Origin of the sequence: Streptococcus parauberis NCFD 2020, assembly GCF_000187935.1 — a bacterium.
GTDB lineage: Bacteria > Bacillota > Bacilli > Lactobacillales > Streptococcaceae > Streptococcus > Streptococcus parauberis.
Genome location: NZ_AEUT02000001.1, coordinates 1,527,074 through 1,543,374 on the forward strand (window position 1 = coordinate 1,527,074; position 16,301 = coordinate 1,543,374).

A 16,301-nucleotide genomic window follows, 5' to 3' on the forward strand; every position below is an offset into this window, starting at 1 on the left:
ATATTTTTTACTTCTGTGCTACAAAAAACCATCGTTTACTAGTTTCATTTGGTTCCTTATCTTCAAAATCAGCATAGATTTTAAATGATTTAAAGCCTGCTTGTTCAAGTAAGATATCATAGGTTAAAATTTCATAAGTTCGTTCTTCATGAACTTCATCATGACGAGTGAAGGTGCCATCCTCTTCCTGAATAAAGAATGTTAATTCATGAACGACCGAGTGGGGAGCATCATCCTCATAGGTGTCCCATATCATAGCAAACTCATCAGCATTTTCATGGTAAGAATAGCCTGGGAAAACTGTATCCGTTTGGTATGTTGAGTGGACATCAAAGATAAAGACACCACCTTCATTTAAAGCATTATAAACTTCTTTGAAGACATCTCCAACTTCTACTTCATCTTGCATATAACAAATTGAATCTGAATAACAAGTTACAAAATCATACTTACCAGCTTGCTTTAAGTAAAGCATATTCCCTTGTAAGAATTTTATGTTTTGTTTAGCTGTCTTAGATCTTTTTTCTGCAATATCCAACATATCTTGACTAAGATCTAAACCAGTGACATCAAACCCCGCTTGAGCAAAACGAATTGACTGAATACCTGTTCCACAAGCTAATTCCAATAATTTTTTGTGGTCTTTACTCTTCGGCAAGTGACGAAGAGTAAAATCGGTCCACAAGTCATATAAACTATCATCCATAACAGCATCATAAACTGATGCAAATGTTTCATAAATTGTCATATATCCTCTATTCTGAAAAAACAGTCGAATTGACTGTTTTTTTATGCTAATAAATTTTCTAAGTTAACTGATGGCGCTTCATGCCAGAGTTTTTCAATATTATAATGGAAACGTTGATCTTCTGTAAAAATATGAACAACAACATCATTTAAGTCTAACAATACCCAGCCAGTTGCACTGTCACCTTCAACATGACTTGCCTCTCCGCCAGCTTCTTTAACTTTCTCACGAATATTTTCAGCAATTGCTTCCAGTTGACGAGTGTTTGTTGCACTAGCAATTAGGAAATAGTCAGTTAAGCTAGTTAAGCCTTCAAGGTCTAATGCTAAAATATCTTCAGCCCGTTTTTCGTCAGCTGCCTTAGCAGCAAGTTCTAAAAGTTCTTCTTTTTTCATTAAATGTTTATTTCTTTCTATTTTATAAGGTCTTCAAGAGACAGTAGTTGAGCAAAGCGACCTTGCCATATATCAGAATAATGGGCAATCAGTGTTTGAGCCGACATTAGTAAATTATCAAAAGTTGAGGTTAAGCCAATTGGTAGGATAACAGGTATATCCAAATCAAATGCAGACTTAACAGTTGCATCTATACAATACTCAGTTTGCATGCCAACAATTACCAATTGTGTAATTGCTTGGTTATCGATGTACTCTTTCAAGTCAGTCTTTTTAAAGGCACTATTAAAGGTTTTATCAATAATTTTTTCACCTTTTTGTGGAGACAAGCTTGGGTAAATTTCCCAATCTCGACTGCCAAGTAGCATCCCTAAACCATTATGCCTAACAAAAATAACTGGTTGCTTTCTTTCTCGAAAATTAGCAAGTAATTTTTGAATACCTTCAACCATTTGTATCAATTGATAAGGTCCTTCCTCAATCAATTGATTTTGCATATCAACTACTAGTAATGCTTCTTTCATTTTCAATCCCTCAAATAGTGACAAAATGCATTATAAGTTTCAATCGTTTGCGGATAAATAGGTACCGACTTCTTAGCTAAGTAAGCAACAGTATTTACTGTTTCAAATGCAACTGCTTTATCTAGACTCTCATTTGCAATTATTCGTGCATCATTCACTAATGGGAAAATCCTACCTTCTTCAATGTAATCAGCAACGTATAAAATTTTATCTAAGAGCGTCATTTCTGCTGCACCGACAGTGTGAATCTCAATTGCACGTAAGATTTCTGGGTCTTTTAAACCTAAATCTTCTTGTATCTTATAGATACCCACTTTACCATGCCATACATTATTATTCCAATTTAACAAATCGGGATCTAATTGATACTTTTTGATTAAATCAATAAAAACCTGATTATCACATTCTTTAGCATAATCATGTAATAAAGCAGCGAGACCAGCTTTTTCAGGATCATATTGATTCTTTTTAGCTAAGGCTTTTGCAGCTTTTTCGACACCTAGAACATGTTGATATCTCCGTGGACTCATCTGCGTAGCAATTTTTTCAAGTAATTCCTTACGTTTATAGGGAATATAAGCTTGATATGTCATTTGTAAAGACCTTCGTTTTCAATATAAGTTAATACTGATTGTGGAAGCAAGTAATTTGGTTTGCGGCCCTTTTTGATAAAGTCACGAATCATACTTGAAGAAATATCCATTAACGGAATATCTACCCAAATAACTGGATAAGAAGTACCTGCTTTAAATTTTGGTCTTTGAACTCCAACAAACTGAACCATTTCCACAAGCTCGTCAATACGATACCATTTTGGTAAATAAGCAACCATATCTGCACCAATAATAAAGTAATAATCAACATTTGGATTTTGCTCAGTTAAGGCTTTCATCGTATCAAAAGTATAAGATTTCCCTTTACGCTCAAGTTCACAGGTCTCAATCTCTAGCCCATCAACTTCTTCAATAGCTAATTTAAGCATGTTAAGACGATGTGATTCCTCAATCGTTTCCTTAGTATCAACATGCGGCGGTTTAAATTCAGGCATCAAAAAGACATGGTCAAGACCTAGTTGTTGTCTAACTTGATCTGCAACCACTAAATGGGCATTATGAATAGGGTTGAAATTTCCACCCAAAATTCCAACTTGTTTGCGATTTGTATCTTTTTCTTCTGTTTTTAATTCTACTTTTGTAAATGGTGTAACGAGTTCTAAAGACATACCTTCTCCAGCTGTATATTTTACTATTATTGAATTGCTTTAACTTTGACTGACAATTTGCGATTTTCTTTTTTTGCAGAAACTTTGTACAAGATAATAATGCGACCAATTTTTAAAACTGAATCACAACCAATTTCTTCTTCTAAAGTTTCAGCAACGTCATGAATGTCTTCATCAGTATTTTGTAACAATGTTACTTTGATTAATTCACGGGCATCGAGTGCTTGTCTAATGCTTGTTTTAATTTGATTATTTAAGCCATTTTTACCAATCTGAACAATTGGTTTAAGACTATGTGCTTCTGATTTCAAAAAAGCACGTTGTTTACTTGTTAACATGTAATATCCTTTTTTCTTAGATTATCTTTAGATAATCGCTTTGCGGGTTAGAACGCTAACTCCTTTAGGAGCCCATCCTGCAATTCTTACGGGAGCATCTTTGCTGCCATTAATTCTTAGCCAGCCTAGTCCTGAAAAGACTAAATCTGTCTTGTCAGAAATAGTGAATTCATGTGGCACTAGCTTAGGAAAATCTTCCTTATCAGCTGGTCCTGGTGGCGTCAATAATAAACCTAAGTGCTTCTGATAAAATTCGCTTGCACCCTCTAACTTGGTTCTATGAACCATTAAATTATTATCAAAATACGCTGTAAAGCCCTGCTTATCACCAGAGATAAAATCAAAACGTCCTAATCCACCTAAAAATAGTGTCTGTTCGGAATTAAGCTGATAAGTCTTTGGTTTAATTTCTTTTTTAGGACTGATATATTTAAGATCTTTAGCAGTCAAAAAGTGGGCCATTTGATGGCGATGAATAATCCCAGGTGTATCAAAGATGAAAGTCCCATCATCAAGTGGAATTTCAATTTTATCAAGGGTTGTTCCAGGAAATCGAGATGTTGTAATTATATCCTTGTCACCAGTAATTTCCTGAATAATAGCATTAATTAAGGTTGATTTACCAACATTGGTAACGCCAACAACATAGACATCTCGCCCTTTGCGAAGTTGATTAATTTTTTCAATTAATTCTTTTATTGCATTATTATTTTGAGCACTAGTTAAAATTACATCGAGTGGTCTTAGCCCCTCTTCATGTGCTCTCTCAGTCAGCCATTGGGTAACTTTGCCTTCTTTTACAGATTTAGGCAAAATATCCTTTTTGTTACCAACCAAAAGAACATCGTTACCAGAAACAAAGCGTGATAAGCCTGGAATAACTGAGCCATTAAAATCAAAAATATCAATAACGTTAATGACTAAAGCATCACTATCTCCAACTTCATGAAGTAATTTCAAAAACTCTTCGTCAGAAATATTGACATCTGTTATTTCATTATAGTGTCGTAATCTAAAGCAACGCTGACAATACAATTCACCAGTTTCAAGACCTTTTTTAAGTGCTCCAGTTGGTGTATAACCAGCTTGTTCTTTATTTTCAGTTTGAATGTTTATACCACATCCAATACAAATTAATTCTTCCATTAAATTCCTTTTTTATATGTTAATTTTCCATATTTATCTTCTAATTTTGCAAAAACTCGTTTCTCGCGTGCACGGTTGATTTTAGTATTCCATGCATCAGAAGCTACTAATGGTTTAACTAAAACTGATTTAATTCCAGCTCTATGGCTCGCTCGAATATCTGTCATTAACTGATCACCAACCATAATAACTTCATCGCGGTCAAAACCATAACGTTTAATGGCAATGTTAATTCCCCTTGCAAAAGGTTTCATTGCTCTACTAATAAAATCAACACCAAAGCGTGATACAGCTCGTTCAACACGTTTATAATTATTATTTGAAACAACAACTACAGTTATATCAGCAATCGTCATTTCATCCAACCATGCTCTAACTTCAGGCGTACCATCTGGATTATTCCATGCAATTAAAGTATTATCTAAATCAACTAATACAGCATTTATGCCATTTCTTAATAAATCATTTGCTCTTAAATCGTAAACAGCTCCAACCATATAGGTCGGCCTATAATCGTCTATACTCATTTTTTCTCCAAAAGTCGTTAGTACCTTAATTATACCATATTTAAAATGAAAAGTAATCAAACTATCGCTTATACGTAGGCTAAGTTATAACAATATAAATTTTAAAATTTATATTATTCATCCAAGAAATCGATAAAAAATGGTTTAATTTTTCTTAATAGTGCTCTTCTACCAATAAACCTTTCGCCTCTCATCAATGCATATAATTGAGACTGCTCTTCTTTTGTTAAAATACCAGAAATCTGTTCAATAATTGATTGGTATGCAATAAACTCATCCAATACCAATCCTTGACTTGGAATTTTATGAGCTATTTCTCCAATTTCTTCATATGGCATTCTATTAAATCGTCTCTTCTGACTCTCTTGGAAACGGATAACATCCTTTAAGTGTGAAGAAAATTTAGTTTTAAAATATACTAATAGTTGTTGCTCATTCTTATACAAGTCTGGATTTCGATGAAGTAAATCATGCAAAATGAGTCGACCTTCTTGAAACCAATCATCCTTTTCCCATAAGTGAATATAATAAGACCGCATAAATTTATAAATAGTTGGTTTGACAGTTTTAAAACATTTATCAAATTGATCCATTCTTACTCCTTATAATAGTATTGAAATTATTATAAAGGAACCAAAACAAAAACAACATGACATCCATGTCATGTTGTTTAAATTATGATGCACCCTAGAGGAGTCGAACCTCTAACCGCCTGATTCGTAGTCAGGTACTCTATCCAGTTGAGCTAAGGGTGCTACTTAATTACCTAGAAATATCTTACACCTTTATCGCTAAAAATGCAAGCCAATCAATAAAAAAGATAGGCTAGCCTATCTCAATTTACTCCGCCAGTAGGACTCGAACCTACGACATCATGATTAACAGTCATGCGCTACTACCAACTGAGCTATGGCGGATCAATGCTAAGCGACTTCCGTATCTAACAGGGGGCAACCCCCAACTACTTCAGGCGTTCTAGGGCTTAACTACTGTGTTCGGCATGGGTACAGGTGTATCTCCTAGGCTATCGTCACTTAACTTTGAGTCCACTCAAAATTGAATATCTATATTCTAACAAGTTTGACCAAAACTGTCAATAAACTATTTGTTCATACTTATCTTAGGATAAGTCCTCGAGCTATTAGTATTAGTCCGCTTCATATATCGCTATACTTCCACTTCTAACCTATCTACCTGATCATCTCTCAGGGCTCTTACTGATATAAAATCATGGGAAATCTCATCTTGAGGGGGGCTTCGCACTTAGATGCTTTCAGCGCTTATCCCTTCCCTACATAGCTACCCAGCGATGCCTTTGGCAAGACAACTGGTACACCAGCGGTAAGTCCACTCTGGTCCTCTCGTACTAGGAGCAGATCCTCTCAAATTTCCTACGCCCGCGACGGATAGGGACCGAACTGTCTCACGACGTTCTGAACCCAGCTCGCGTGCCGCTTTAATGGGCGAACAGCCCAACCCTTGGGACCGACTACAGCCCCAGGATGCGACGAGCCGACATCGAGGTGCCAAACCTCCCCGTCGATGTGAACTCTTGGGGGAGATAAGCCTGTTATCCCCAGGGTAGCTTTTATCCGTTGAGCGATGGCCCTTCCATGCGGAACCACCGGATCACTAAGCCCGACTTTCGTCCCTGCTCGAGTTGTAACTCTCGCAGTCAAGCTCCCTTATACCTTTACACTCTACGATTGATTTCCAACCAATCTGAGGGAACCTTTGGGCGCCTCCGTTACCTTTTAGGAGGCGACCGCCCCAGTCAAACTGCCCGTCAGACACTGTCTCCGATAGGGTTAACCTATCTGGGTTAGAGTAGCCATAACACAAGGGTAGTATCCCAACATTGCCTCAGACGAAACTGGCGTCCCGTCTTCAATGGCTCCTACCTATCCTGTACATGTGGTACAGATACTCAATATCAAACTGCAGTAAAGCTCCATGGGGTCTTTCCGTCCTGTCGCGGGTAACCTGCATCTTCACAGGTACTAAAATTTCACCGAGTCTCTCGTTGAGACAGTGCCCAAATCATTACGCCTTTCGTGCGGGTCGGAACTTACCCGACAAGGAATTTCGCTACCTTAGGACCGTTATAGTTACGGCCGCCGTTTACTGGGGCTTCAATTCATACCTTCGCTTACGCTAAGCACTCCTCTTAACCTTCCAGCACCGGGCAGGCGTCACCCCCTATACATCATCTTACGATTTAGCAGAGAGCTGTGTTTTTGATAAACAGTTGCTTGGGCCTATTCACTGCGGCTGACGCTAACGCCAGCACCCCTTCTCCCGAAGTTACGGGGTCATTTTGCCGAGTTCCTTAACGAGAGTTCTCTCGATCACCTGAGGCTACTCGCCTCGACTACCTGTGTCGGTTTGCGGTACGGGTAGTATGTAATTAAACGCTAGAAGCTTTTCTTGGCAGTGTGACATCACTAACTTCGCTACTTAATTTCGCTCCTCATCACAGCTCAATGTATTAGGTATAAGCATTTGACTCATACCACACCTCACTGCTTGAACGTGCTCTTCCATTCGCACGCTTTAGTTAGCCTACTGCGTCCCTCCATCACTTTACATACTAGTACAGGAATATCAACCTGTTGGCCATCGAATACACCTTTCGGTCTCTCCTTAGGTCCCGACTAACCCAGGGCGGACGAGCCTTCCCCTGGAAACCTTAGTCTTACGGTGGACAGGATTCTCACCTGTCTTTCGCTACTCATACCGGCATTCTCACTTCTATGCGTTCCAGCACTCCTCACGGTATACCTTCTTCACACATAGAACGCTCTCCTACCATTACCTCTAAAGGTAATCCACAGCTTCGGTAAATTGTTTTAGCCCCGGTACATTTTCGGCGCAGGGTCACTCGACTAGTGAGCTATTACGCACTCTTTGAATGAATAGCTGCTTCTAAGCTAACATCCTAGTTGTCTGTGCAACCCCACATCCTTTTCCACTTAACAATTATTTTGGGACCTTAGCTGGTGGTCTGGGCTGTTCCCTTTCGACTACGGATCTTAGCACTCGCAGTCTGACTGCCGATTATATCTCGTTGGCATTCGGAGTTTATCTGAGATTGGTAATCCGGGATGGACCCCTCACCCAAACAGTGCTCTACCTCCAAGAGACTTAACATCGACGCTAGCCCTAAAGCTATTTCGGAGAGAACCAGCTATCTCCAAGTTCGTTTGGAATTTCTCCGCTACCCACAAGTCATCCAAGCACTTTTCAACGTGCCCTGGTTCGGTCCTCCAGTGAGTTTTACCTCACCTTCAACCTGCTCATGGGTAGGTCACATGGTTTCGGGTCTACAACATGATACTAAGTCGCCCTATTAAGACTCGGTTTCCCTACGGCTCCGTCTCTTCAACTTAACCTCGCATCATATCGTAACTCGCCGGTTCATTCTACAAAAGGCACGCTCTCACCCATTAACGGGCTCGAACTTGTTGTAGGCACACGGTTTCAGGTTCTATTTCACTCCCCTTCCGGGGTGCTTTTCACCTTTCCCTCACGGTACTGGTTCACTATCGGTCACTAGAGAGTATTTAGGGTTGGGAGATGGTCCTCCCAGATTCCGACGAGATTTCGCGTGTCTCGCCGTACTCAGGATACTGCTAGAGTCATTTACTATTTTAAATACGAGGCTATTACTCTCTTTGGCTTACCTTCCCAGGTAATTCTTCTATAGTATTTGATCCCACGTCGCAGTCCTACAACCCCGAGGAGTAAACTCCTCGGTTTGCCCTTCTGCCGTTTCGCTCGCCGCTACTAAGGCAATCGCGTTTGCTTTCTCTTCCTGCAGCTACTTAGATGTTTCAGTTCACTGCGTCTTCCTTCTCATGACCTTAACAGTCATGGATGACATGCATTACATGCCGGGTTCCCCCATTCGGACATCTCTGGATCTTTGCTTACTTACAGCTCCCCAAAGCATTTCGTCGTTAGTCACGTCCTTCATCGGCTTCTAGTGCCAAGGCATCCACCGTGCGCCCTTATTAACTTAACCTTATTTCCAGTCTTTCGACCTTCTTTTAATTTTTTTTAATATGTTCGCGTTTATCTTTTTTTTCGGTTTATTTCTTGTTACTTTTTTCTACAATTAATTTCTTAATTGTGGAATTTGATATAGATATTCAATTTTCAATGGACTATGTTAGGATTTTTATCCTACTTATCTAGTTGAACACGAGATTAATTTCTTAAGAAATTTCGGCAAGCCGAACATCTCTTTGTATCCTAGATAATGGAGCCTAGCGGGATCGAACCGCTGACCTCCTGCGTGCAAAGCAGGCGCTCTCCCAGCTGAGCTAAGGCCCCAACTAATAAACTGGTTGTTACATTATTAGTGGTGTTTCTATCTCATTACTTTAATAAGACCTCTCAAAACTAAATAAGACTTTTCCTAACGTGCTTCCATTTCCTTAGAAAGGAGGTGATCCAGCCGCACCTTCCGATACGGCTACCTTGTTACGACTTCACCCCAATCATCTATCCCACCTTAGGCGGCTGGCTCCTAATAGGTTACCTCACCGACTTCGGGTGTTACAAACTCTCGTGGTGTGACGGGCGGTGTGTACAAGGCCCGGGAACGTATTCACCGCGGCGTGCTGATCCGCGATTACTAGCGATTCCGACTTCATGTAGGCGAGTTGCAGCCTACAATCCGAACTGAGATTGGCTTTAAGAGATTAGCTTGCCGTCACCGGCTTGCGACTCGTTGTACCAACCATTGTAGCACGTGTGTAGCCCAGGTCATAAGGGGCATGATGATTTGACGTCATCCCCACCTTCCTCCGGTTTATTACCGGCAGTCTCGCTAGAGTGCCCAACTTAATGATGGCAACTAACAATAGGGGTTGCGCTCGTTGCGGGACTTAACCCAACATCTCACGACACGAGCTGACGACAACCATGCACCACCTGTCACCTCTGTCCCGAAGGAAAGTCCTATCTCTAGGACGGTCAGAGGGATGTCAAGACCTGGTAAGGTTCTTCGCGTTGCTTCGAATTAAACCACATGCTCCACCGCTTGTGCGGGCCCCCGTCAATTCCTTTGAGTTTCAACCTTGCGGTCGTACTCCCCAGGCGGAGTGCTTAATGCGTTAGCTGCGGCACTAAGCCCCGGAAAGGGCCTAACACCTAGCACTCATCGTTTACGGCGTGGACTACCAGGGTATCTAATCCTGTTTGCTCCCCACGCTTTCGAGCCTCAGCGTCAGTTACAGACCAGAGAGCCGCTTTCGCCACCGTTGTTCCTCCATATATCTACGCATTTCACCGCTACACATGGAATTCCACTCTCCCCTTCTGCACTCAAGTTATCCAGTTTCCAAAGCGAACCATGGTTGAGCCACGGCCTTTAACTTCAGACTTAAATAACCGCCTGCGCTCGCTTTACGCCCAATAAATCCGGACAACGCTCGAGACCTACGTATTACCGCGGCTGCTGGCACGTAGTTAGCCGTCCCTTTCTGGTTAGTTACCGTCACGTAATGGATTTTCCACTCCCATTACCGTTCTTCTCTAACAACAGAGCTTTACGATCCGAAAACCTTCTTCACTCACGCGGCGTTGCTCGGTCAGGGTTGCCCCCATTGCCGAAGATTCCCTACTGCTGCCTCCCGTAGGAGTCTGGGCCGTGTCTCAGTCCCAGTGTGGCCGATCACCCTCTCAGGTCGGCTATGTATCGTGGCCTTGGTGAGCCGTTACCTCACCAACTAGCTAATACAACGCAGGTCCATCTCATAGTGAAGCAATTGCTCCTTTTAAATTTAGTACATGAGTACTTAATTGTCATGCGGTATTAGCTATCGTTTCCAATAGTTATCCCCCGCTATGAGGTAGGTTACCTACGCGTTACTCACCCGTTCGCAACTCATCTGACTAGTGCAAGCACCAGTCTTCAGCGTTCTACTTGCATGTATTAGGCACGCCGCCAGCGTTCGTCCTGAGCCAGGATCAAACTCTCATTTATATGTTAATTTGATGTTTAACTCATTCTTATCTGTCGCTGACAGATTTATTGTTTTTTTGTTACTTAATTGACAGGTAATATGCATAAACATATCACCCTGCACGTTTGGTTTTTGTCTTATTCAGTTCTCAAAGGTCTTCTTATCTCTTACGAGACAACTATTATATTCTATCAGGTCACGACGCCTTTGTCAATAACTTTTTTAAACTTTTTCGTTTTTTGTTTTCGACTACTAGCTCGCTTTCTGACAACTTTATTAGTATATATGCTTTTGAAGGGATTGTCAATAGAGTTTCTAAATTATTTCAGGATTTCCAATAACATTTTTAGACTTCACATCTTTATCTTTGATTTGCTACTTACCCATCCTCATCCATTAACTCATGGATGTTTTTCTTGATCTTTAGTTAATATTAATATGGGTGGTTCAAAACCTAATTGTCTAAATGCAAGTACTTCACGATCATCGACCTCTTCTACAGTAAAAGTATCATCAGTAAAAATAATACTAAAATTTAGTATGCCTTAATCTAAAACCACAGCTAAGCTATTTAAATTCCGGCCCACACTGTCATATCCGAAGTTCATCAAATAGTATCAACCTTCATTGAAAGCTAGTAGTCGTTTATTTGACATTCCGAAAGTTACATTATTTGGCTTAGTCAAAATGGAATGTTTTTTCCGATCGTTGGTTGAATTACTGTAAAATAACTTCTGTCATAGCAATGGGGCTGATCTTAATATCGGAAGGTGTGATTGATTCATAATAAATCAACAATATTCCCATTATTATCCAACTTTTTTCAATATCTAAAACAATATTATCTTATATAATATTATTTTAGATAATATTATTTTATATTAAGTTGAGTGTTTTCTTCAAAAATATAACATCTAATATATTCAAACAATACCTTCAATTCCAACTAAAAAAACTCCTTTTAAGGAGTTTTTTTAGTTGGACTGCTGTCTATCAGCAATTTCCTTTTTATATTTCTCTGTTTCTAATTTATTCGCCCAAACGAAATGACCTGGTTGGATTTCTACCATTTCTGGTTTGTCAACTGTATAGTCATGCTGATCAACGTTATAGACAAGAAGTTTTTTCTGTCTTTCCAAAATTGGATCCGGAATCGGTACAGCGGATAATAGAGATTTAGTATATGGATGAACTGGATTGATAAATAATTCTTCAGTTTCAGCTACTTCTACAATAACACCTTTATGAATAACTGCGATTCGATCAGATATGAACCGAACTACTGATAAATCATGGGCAATAAAGAGATAAGTTAAACCTTTTTCTCTTTGCATCCGTTTTAGAAGATTTAGCACTTGAGCTCGAACCGAAACGTCTAGAGCCGAGATAGGCTCATCAGCAATAATAAATTCTGGATCCATAACTAAAGCACGCGCAATCCCGATACGCTGACGTTGTCCACCTGAAAATTCATGAGGATAACGTGTTAAATGTTCAGACAAAAGTCCAACTTCTGTCATCATGTTTTTGATTTTATCTTTACGTTCTTCTTCACTTTTGAACAGTTTATGATTGTATAGTCCTTCAGAAATAATATAGTCAACAGTTGCACGTTCATTCAAACTTGCTGCTGGATCTTGAAAGATCATTTGAATCTTTTTAATTAATTCTTCACGTTCTGAATTACTTTTTTTCTTATTGATTTGTTTACCATCATAAATGATTTCACCTGAACTCGTATCATTTAAACCAATGATAGCACGCCCAATTGTTGTTTTCCCACTTCCTGACTCACCAACCAAAGAAAAAGTTTCCCCTCGATTAATAAAGAAATTGGCATTTTTAACAGCAACAAATTTTTTCTTTCCTTCACCGAAGGAAATTTCTAAGTCTTTGACTTCAACTAGCTTCTCAGACATTTCCTTCCTCCCGATAAATTTGCTTACTTGAGATTTTCTCATGTAAATTTTGTATAACTACTGGTTTTTGAACTTTTGGAGCCTCCGGATGGAGTAACCATGTTTTAGCCCAATGGCTGTCGCTAATGTCAAATTTTGGAACAGCTTCTTCAAAATCAATCTTCATAGCATACTGAGATCTTGGAGCAAAGGCGTCGCCAATAATTGGTTTGTATAAAGATGGAGGCGTTCCGGGAATTGAAAAGAGAATCCCCTTGTCATCTGCTAATTGAGGTAGACTTGATAATAAACTCCATGTATATGGATGACGAGGATCATAGAAAACATCCTCAACCGTTCCATACTCAACAACTTCGCCAGCATACATTACTGCAACGTTGGTTGCAATACTTGCAACAACGCCCAAATCATGAGTGATGAAGATAATTGTAAATTCGTATTCTTTTTGAAGTGTTTTTAATAAATCAATAATTTGAGCTTGGATAGTAACGTCTAAAGCTGTTGTTGGCTCATCACAGATAAGGATATCTGGATGACATGCAAGAGCAATGGCAATAACGATACGTTGTCTCATCCCACCAGAGTATTGGAAAGGATATTCATCAAAACGTTTTTCAGCTTCTGGAATACCAACTTTATTCATATAATCAATCGCAAGTTTTTTAGCTTCTGATCTAGGTTTTTTCTGATGTTTAACTATTACTTCCGTAATTTGTTTCCCAATGGTTTGAATTGGGTCTAAACTGGTCATCGGGTCTTGGAAGATGGTCGCAATTTTTGCACCACGTATTCCTTCCCAATCTTTATGATTTTTTAGTTTTGTTAGTTCTTGTCCGCGGTAATCAATCGACCCTGAGGCAACGCGACCATTAGATTCTAACATTCCGGTAAATGTTTTTGTTAGTACTGACTTACCACTACCTGACTCGCCAACAACCGCAAGGACTTCTCCTTCATGTAAATCGATAGAGATATCACGGATGGCAGTCAAAACACGGTCACGTACGTCAAATTCTACAACAACATTCTTTGCACTTAAAATTACTTCTTTATTTTCAGTCATGACTACTCCTATCTATGTGTTCTTGGGTCACTAGCATCTGCTAAGTTTTGTCCAACTATATAAAGTGGAAGAGATACTAGAATAAGAGTAGTTAATGGAATCCAGAATAGGTAAGCGTTTGTTGTCAAATATGATGAATAATTTGAAATCAAACGGCCTAAACTTGGTTCTGACAATGGTAATCCTAAACCAAAAAATGATAAGAAGGCTTCTGATGAAATGTAGGCTGGTAACAAAAGAGAAACCATTGATACAATAACAGAAACTAACTGTGGTAATAAATTTTTGGATACAATTTTGTAAGTTGGTGTTCCTAGTGTTTGACTGGCTAAGTTATACTCTAAATCACGGTAACGGAGTACTTGGACACGGACAGCATAAGCAATCCCTATCCATCCAGTTACACAGAAGGCAAAGATAAGATTCCAGAAACCAGCACCAATTGAATAAGTTAAGACAATAATGATAAGCATTTGAGGTAAGTTAGAAATAACATTGTAGACTTCAATCATTACCTTATCAACTGCTTTTGAAACTCCCCAAAGGCCACCAACAACTACCCCAACAATCATATTGATTGCTGTAGCAATAACGGAAATTAGGATCGAGTTTCTAGCACCATACCAAACACCATCAAAGAGTGACTGACCATTTTTGTCTGTACCAAACCAATATTCCCCATTTGGAGAGATATAGCGTTTAGAGAAATCATTAATGTTTGACACATCACCAAAGTCATAGTTAGCAAACATCGGATATACAAAACTCATTAGGATGATTGCAATTAAAATAACTAACATTACAATAGTAGATTTACGTGAAAAGAATTGTCTAAATACTGATTTCCAGTATGAATAGGAAGGGGCATCAATGACTTCTGATGCATAACTATCTAGCTCGACAAATTCGAACTTGCTTTTATCTATAGACGCCATTATTTCCCTCCTTTACTTGATAATTTAATACGTGGATCTAAGATAGTCATTAAAATGTCCCCTGCTAATAAAGCAAGAATTGATAAGACTGCAAAGATAAAGACTAGTCCAACGACCATTGAGTTATTTGCTGCTTTAATAGCATCAATTAACATTTTACCCATACCTGGGAAGGCAAAGACTGTTTCAGTCAGTGTCGCACCTGCGATAGTTGCAACAATTGCTTGGGGAATACCATTAACAATTGGTACCATCGCTTGCTTAAATAGGTGATTTTTTGAAATTTCAGCTTCTGTTAATCCTTTTGCACGCGCAAATCGAACAAAATCGCTTCCTTGTAAGTCAACGATATAACGACGGAACCATACAACGGTTCCTGGCGTTCCTAAAATACCTAAAATTAATGCAGGCAATACATAAGATCTTGGATCACTGGCTCCTAACAATGGAAAAGTATCTGGTAAACCAATTTTCGAACCCAAGAAGCGAACGATATAAATCAAGGCAATACTTGGCAAAGCCAACATAAATGTTGTAGCTGCTGTAGAAAATCGATCAAAAATTCCATCTTTATAATAGGCCATAAGCATACCAATAGGTAGCCCAATAATATATGACAAGGCAACACCAATGATTCCAATTTTAAATGAATTTGCAATCATTGATGGCTCAGCATGTTTATTCTTAGTTGCTGTATAAGGATCTTTCGGGCCGAAATTAGCTCGGTCACGAGCATCTGCATCTTTAGGTGATTTATAAGTTCTACTTGTGATATCAATTGGTGAAAACTTAGTAACTCCAGACGGGAATTTAGTTTGTTCTGATAGACTTCTACCTTGTCCTTGTGTGATAACCTGAATTACAGGAATATTAGCATAGGTTGGATAAGAAGTTCCTAAGTCAAAGGAAACAAAGTTTTGGTGAATGAATGGGAAATTTCCATCAAAGAAGAGCAAGTATTTATGCTTAGTTCCAGAACCAACTAAGGCAGGTCCGACTGCTGGATCCATTTCGGGTCTAATATAGCGTTCCAAATTAGGATTCTTTGGATCTTGTATCGTCCAAGGATGATCAATAACAAGGATATGACTAAAGAAGTTCCAAACACGTTCATAGATTGGAATATTTCTAACCGCATAAAATTCTTTGCTTTCTTCGAATTCTTTCAGCGTCCAACCTTTACCTTGTTGCTTGATGAATTTTTTGTAGACCGCTTTATTTTTAGCAGTTGGTTCAATCGTTACGGTCTTATCCATTTTTTCAGCTTTGCTTTGAAGTTCTTTACTATTATAGTAATTAACATAACCCATGCGTTCAAAAATGGTATTACGGTAGTTATCTTTCTTATCTGGTGTAGTAACCATCTTATTATAGTTGGGGTCCTGTTTAAAAATCAAGTTTGTTGGTACCAATGTAAAAACAATGACATAAGTTAATGTCGTTACCAACAAAATTGAAATCAAAGACCTCAAAATGCGCTCGAATATATACTTTTTCATTCCAATCCTCATA

The 16,301-nt window shown here is 38.9% G+C and carries 13 protein-coding genes, 3 tRNA genes and 3 rRNA genes; all 19 read right to left on the reverse strand.

Annotation, left to right across the window (positions count from 1 at the left end; genetic code table 11):
* Positions 1–7: 7 nt before the first annotated feature.
* Positions 8–748 (reverse strand): class I SAM-dependent DNA methyltransferase, encoded by a 741-nt coding sequence (locus SPB_RS07660; RefSeq protein ID WP_003105124.1) that lies wholly within the window; start codon positions 746–748, stop codon positions 8–10.
* A gap of 41 nt (positions 749–789) precedes the next feature.
* Positions 790–1,143: a ribosome silencing factor gene (gene rsfS, locus SPB_RS07665; RefSeq protein ID WP_003105715.1), complete on the reverse strand. Its 354-nt coding sequence runs from the start codon at positions 1,141–1,143 to the stop codon at positions 790–792.
* A gap of 17 nt (positions 1,144–1,160) precedes the next feature.
* The gene (locus SPB_RS07670) at positions 1,161–1,667 is read right to left on the reverse strand and encodes a cysteine hydrolase family protein (protein ID WP_003102420.1); all 507 of its coding nucleotides are present in this window, start codon (positions 1,665–1,667) and stop codon (positions 1,161–1,163) included.
* 2 nt (positions 1,668–1,669) lie between these two features.
* Positions 1,670–2,260 (reverse strand): bis(5'-nucleosyl)-tetraphosphatase (symmetrical) YqeK, encoded by a 591-nt coding sequence (yqeK, locus tag SPB_RS07675; protein WP_003102923.1) that lies wholly within the window; start codon positions 2,258–2,260, stop codon positions 1,670–1,672.
* Entirely contained in the window at positions 2,257–2,889 is a 633-nt protein-coding gene (locus SPB_RS07680; protein WP_003104077.1) for a nicotinate-nucleotide adenylyltransferase, read from the reverse strand. The genes yqeK and SPB_RS07680 overlap by 4 nt, the downstream gene beginning before the upstream one ends.
* Before the next feature lie 26 nt (positions 2,890–2,915).
* Positions 2,916–3,227, reverse strand: coding sequence for a ribosome assembly RNA-binding protein YhbY (gene yhbY, locus SPB_RS07685; RefSeq protein ID WP_003105311.1), 312 nt, complete (start codon positions 3,225–3,227; stop codon positions 2,916–2,918).
* A gap of 27 nt (positions 3,228–3,254) precedes the next feature.
* Positions 3,255–4,373: a ribosome biogenesis GTPase YqeH gene (gene yqeH, locus SPB_RS07690; protein WP_003103642.1), complete on the reverse strand. Its 1,119-nt coding sequence runs from the start codon at positions 4,371–4,373 to the stop codon at positions 3,255–3,257.
* Positions 4,373–4,900, reverse strand: a complete 528-nt coding sequence (locus tag SPB_RS07695) for a YqeG family HAD IIIA-type phosphatase (protein ID WP_003103362.1) — start codon at positions 4,898–4,900, stop codon at positions 4,373–4,375. The genes yqeH and SPB_RS07695 overlap by 1 nt, the downstream gene beginning before the upstream one ends.
* Positions 4,901–5,013: 113 nt before the next feature.
* Positions 5,014–5,493 (reverse strand): sigma-70 RNA polymerase sigma factor region 4 domain-containing protein, encoded by a 480-nt coding sequence (locus tag SPB_RS07700; RefSeq protein WP_003106108.1) that lies wholly within the window; start codon positions 5,491–5,493, stop codon positions 5,014–5,016.
* An 88-nt stretch (positions 5,494–5,581) separates the two neighbouring features.
* A tRNA-Arg gene (locus SPB_RS07705) sits at positions 5,582–5,655 on the reverse strand.
* Positions 5,656–5,743: 88 nt separating this feature from the next.
* A tRNA-Asn gene (locus SPB_RS07710) sits at positions 5,744–5,817 on the reverse strand.
* 5 nt (positions 5,818–5,822) lie between these two features.
* Positions 5,823–5,938, reverse strand: a 5S ribosomal RNA gene (gene rrf, locus SPB_RS07715).
* Between the two features lie 83 nt (positions 5,939–6,021).
* A 23S ribosomal RNA gene (locus SPB_RS07720) occupies positions 6,022–8,924 on the reverse strand.
* A gap of 238 nt (positions 8,925–9,162) precedes the next feature.
* A tRNA-Ala gene (locus SPB_RS07725) sits at positions 9,163–9,235 on the reverse strand.
* 108 nt (positions 9,236–9,343) lie between these two features.
* Positions 9,344–10,892 (reverse strand): 16S ribosomal RNA (locus tag SPB_RS07730).
* The 16S, 23S and 5S rRNA genes sit together here with 3 tRNA genes alongside, the layout of an rRNA operon.
* 954 nt (positions 10,893–11,846) lie before the next feature.
* A complete protein-coding gene (locus tag SPB_RS07735) occupies positions 11,847–12,791 on the reverse strand; it encodes an ATP-binding cassette domain-containing protein (protein ID WP_003104982.1) in 945 nt (314 codons plus the stop codon).
* Positions 12,784–13,854 (reverse strand): ABC transporter ATP-binding protein, encoded by a 1,071-nt coding sequence (locus tag SPB_RS07740; protein ID WP_003104172.1) that lies wholly within the window; start codon positions 13,852–13,854, stop codon positions 12,784–12,786. The genes SPB_RS07735 and SPB_RS07740 overlap by 8 nt, the downstream gene beginning before the upstream one ends.
* 8 nt (positions 13,855–13,862) lie before the next feature.
* Positions 13,863–14,789: an oligopeptide ABC transporter permease OppC gene (oppC, locus tag SPB_RS07745; RefSeq protein WP_003104826.1), complete on the reverse strand. Its 927-nt coding sequence runs from the start codon at positions 14,787–14,789 to the stop codon at positions 13,863–13,865.
* On the reverse strand, positions 14,789–16,288 hold the full coding sequence (locus SPB_RS07750; protein ID WP_037621210.1) for an ABC transporter permease: 1,500 nt from the start codon (positions 16,286–16,288) through the stop codon (positions 14,789–14,791). Before SPB_RS07750 ends, oppC begins: the two co-directional genes overlap by 1 nt.
* Between the last annotated feature and the right edge of the window lie 13 nt (positions 16,289–16,301).

Bases quoted from the DNA above. Each gene is read 5' to 3' on its own strand.
- SPB_RS07660 (WP_003105124.1), bottom strand. From the start codon at position 748: ATGACAATTTATGAAACATTTGCATCAGTTTATGATGCTGTTATGGAT.
- rsfS (WP_003105715.1), bottom strand. From the start codon at position 1,143: ATGAAAAAAGAAGAACTTTTAGAACTTGCTGCTAAGGCAGCTGACGAA.
- SPB_RS07670 (WP_003102420.1), bottom strand. From the start codon at position 1,667: ATGAAAGAAGCATTACTAGTAGTTGATATGCAAAATCAATTGATTGAG.
- yqeK (WP_003102923.1), bottom strand. From the start codon at position 2,260: ATGACATATCAAGCTTATATTCCCTATAAACGTAAGGAATTACTTGAA.
- SPB_RS07680 (WP_003104077.1), bottom strand. From the start codon at position 2,889: ATGTCTTTAGAACTCGTTACACCATTTACAAAAGTAGAATTAAAAACA.
- yhbY (WP_003105311.1), bottom strand. From the start codon at position 3,227: ATGTTAACAAGTAAACAACGTGCTTTTTTGAAATCAGAAGCACATAGT.
- yqeH (WP_003103642.1), bottom strand. From the start codon at position 4,373: ATGGAAGAATTAATTTGTATTGGATGTGGTATAAACATTCAAACTGAA.
- SPB_RS07695 (WP_003103362.1), bottom strand. From the start codon at position 4,900: ATGAGTATAGACGATTATAGGCCGACCTATATGGTTGGAGCTGTTTAC.
- SPB_RS07700 (WP_003106108.1), bottom strand. From the start codon at position 5,493: ATGGATCAATTTGATAAATGTTTTAAAACTGTCAAACCAACTATTTAT.
- SPB_RS07735 (WP_003104982.1), bottom strand. From the start codon at position 12,791: ATGTCTGAGAAGCTAGTTGAAGTCAAAGACTTAGAAATTTCCTTCGGT.
- SPB_RS07740 (WP_003104172.1), bottom strand. From the start codon at position 13,854: ATGACTGAAAATAAAGAAGTAATTTTAAGTGCAAAGAATGTTGTTGTA.
- oppC (WP_003104826.1), bottom strand. From the start codon at position 14,789: ATGGCGTCTATAGATAAAAGCAAGTTCGAATTTGTCGAGCTAGATAGT.
- SPB_RS07750 (WP_037621210.1), bottom strand. From the start codon at position 16,288: ATGAAAAAGTATATATTCGAGCGCATTTTGAGGTCTTTGATTTCAATT.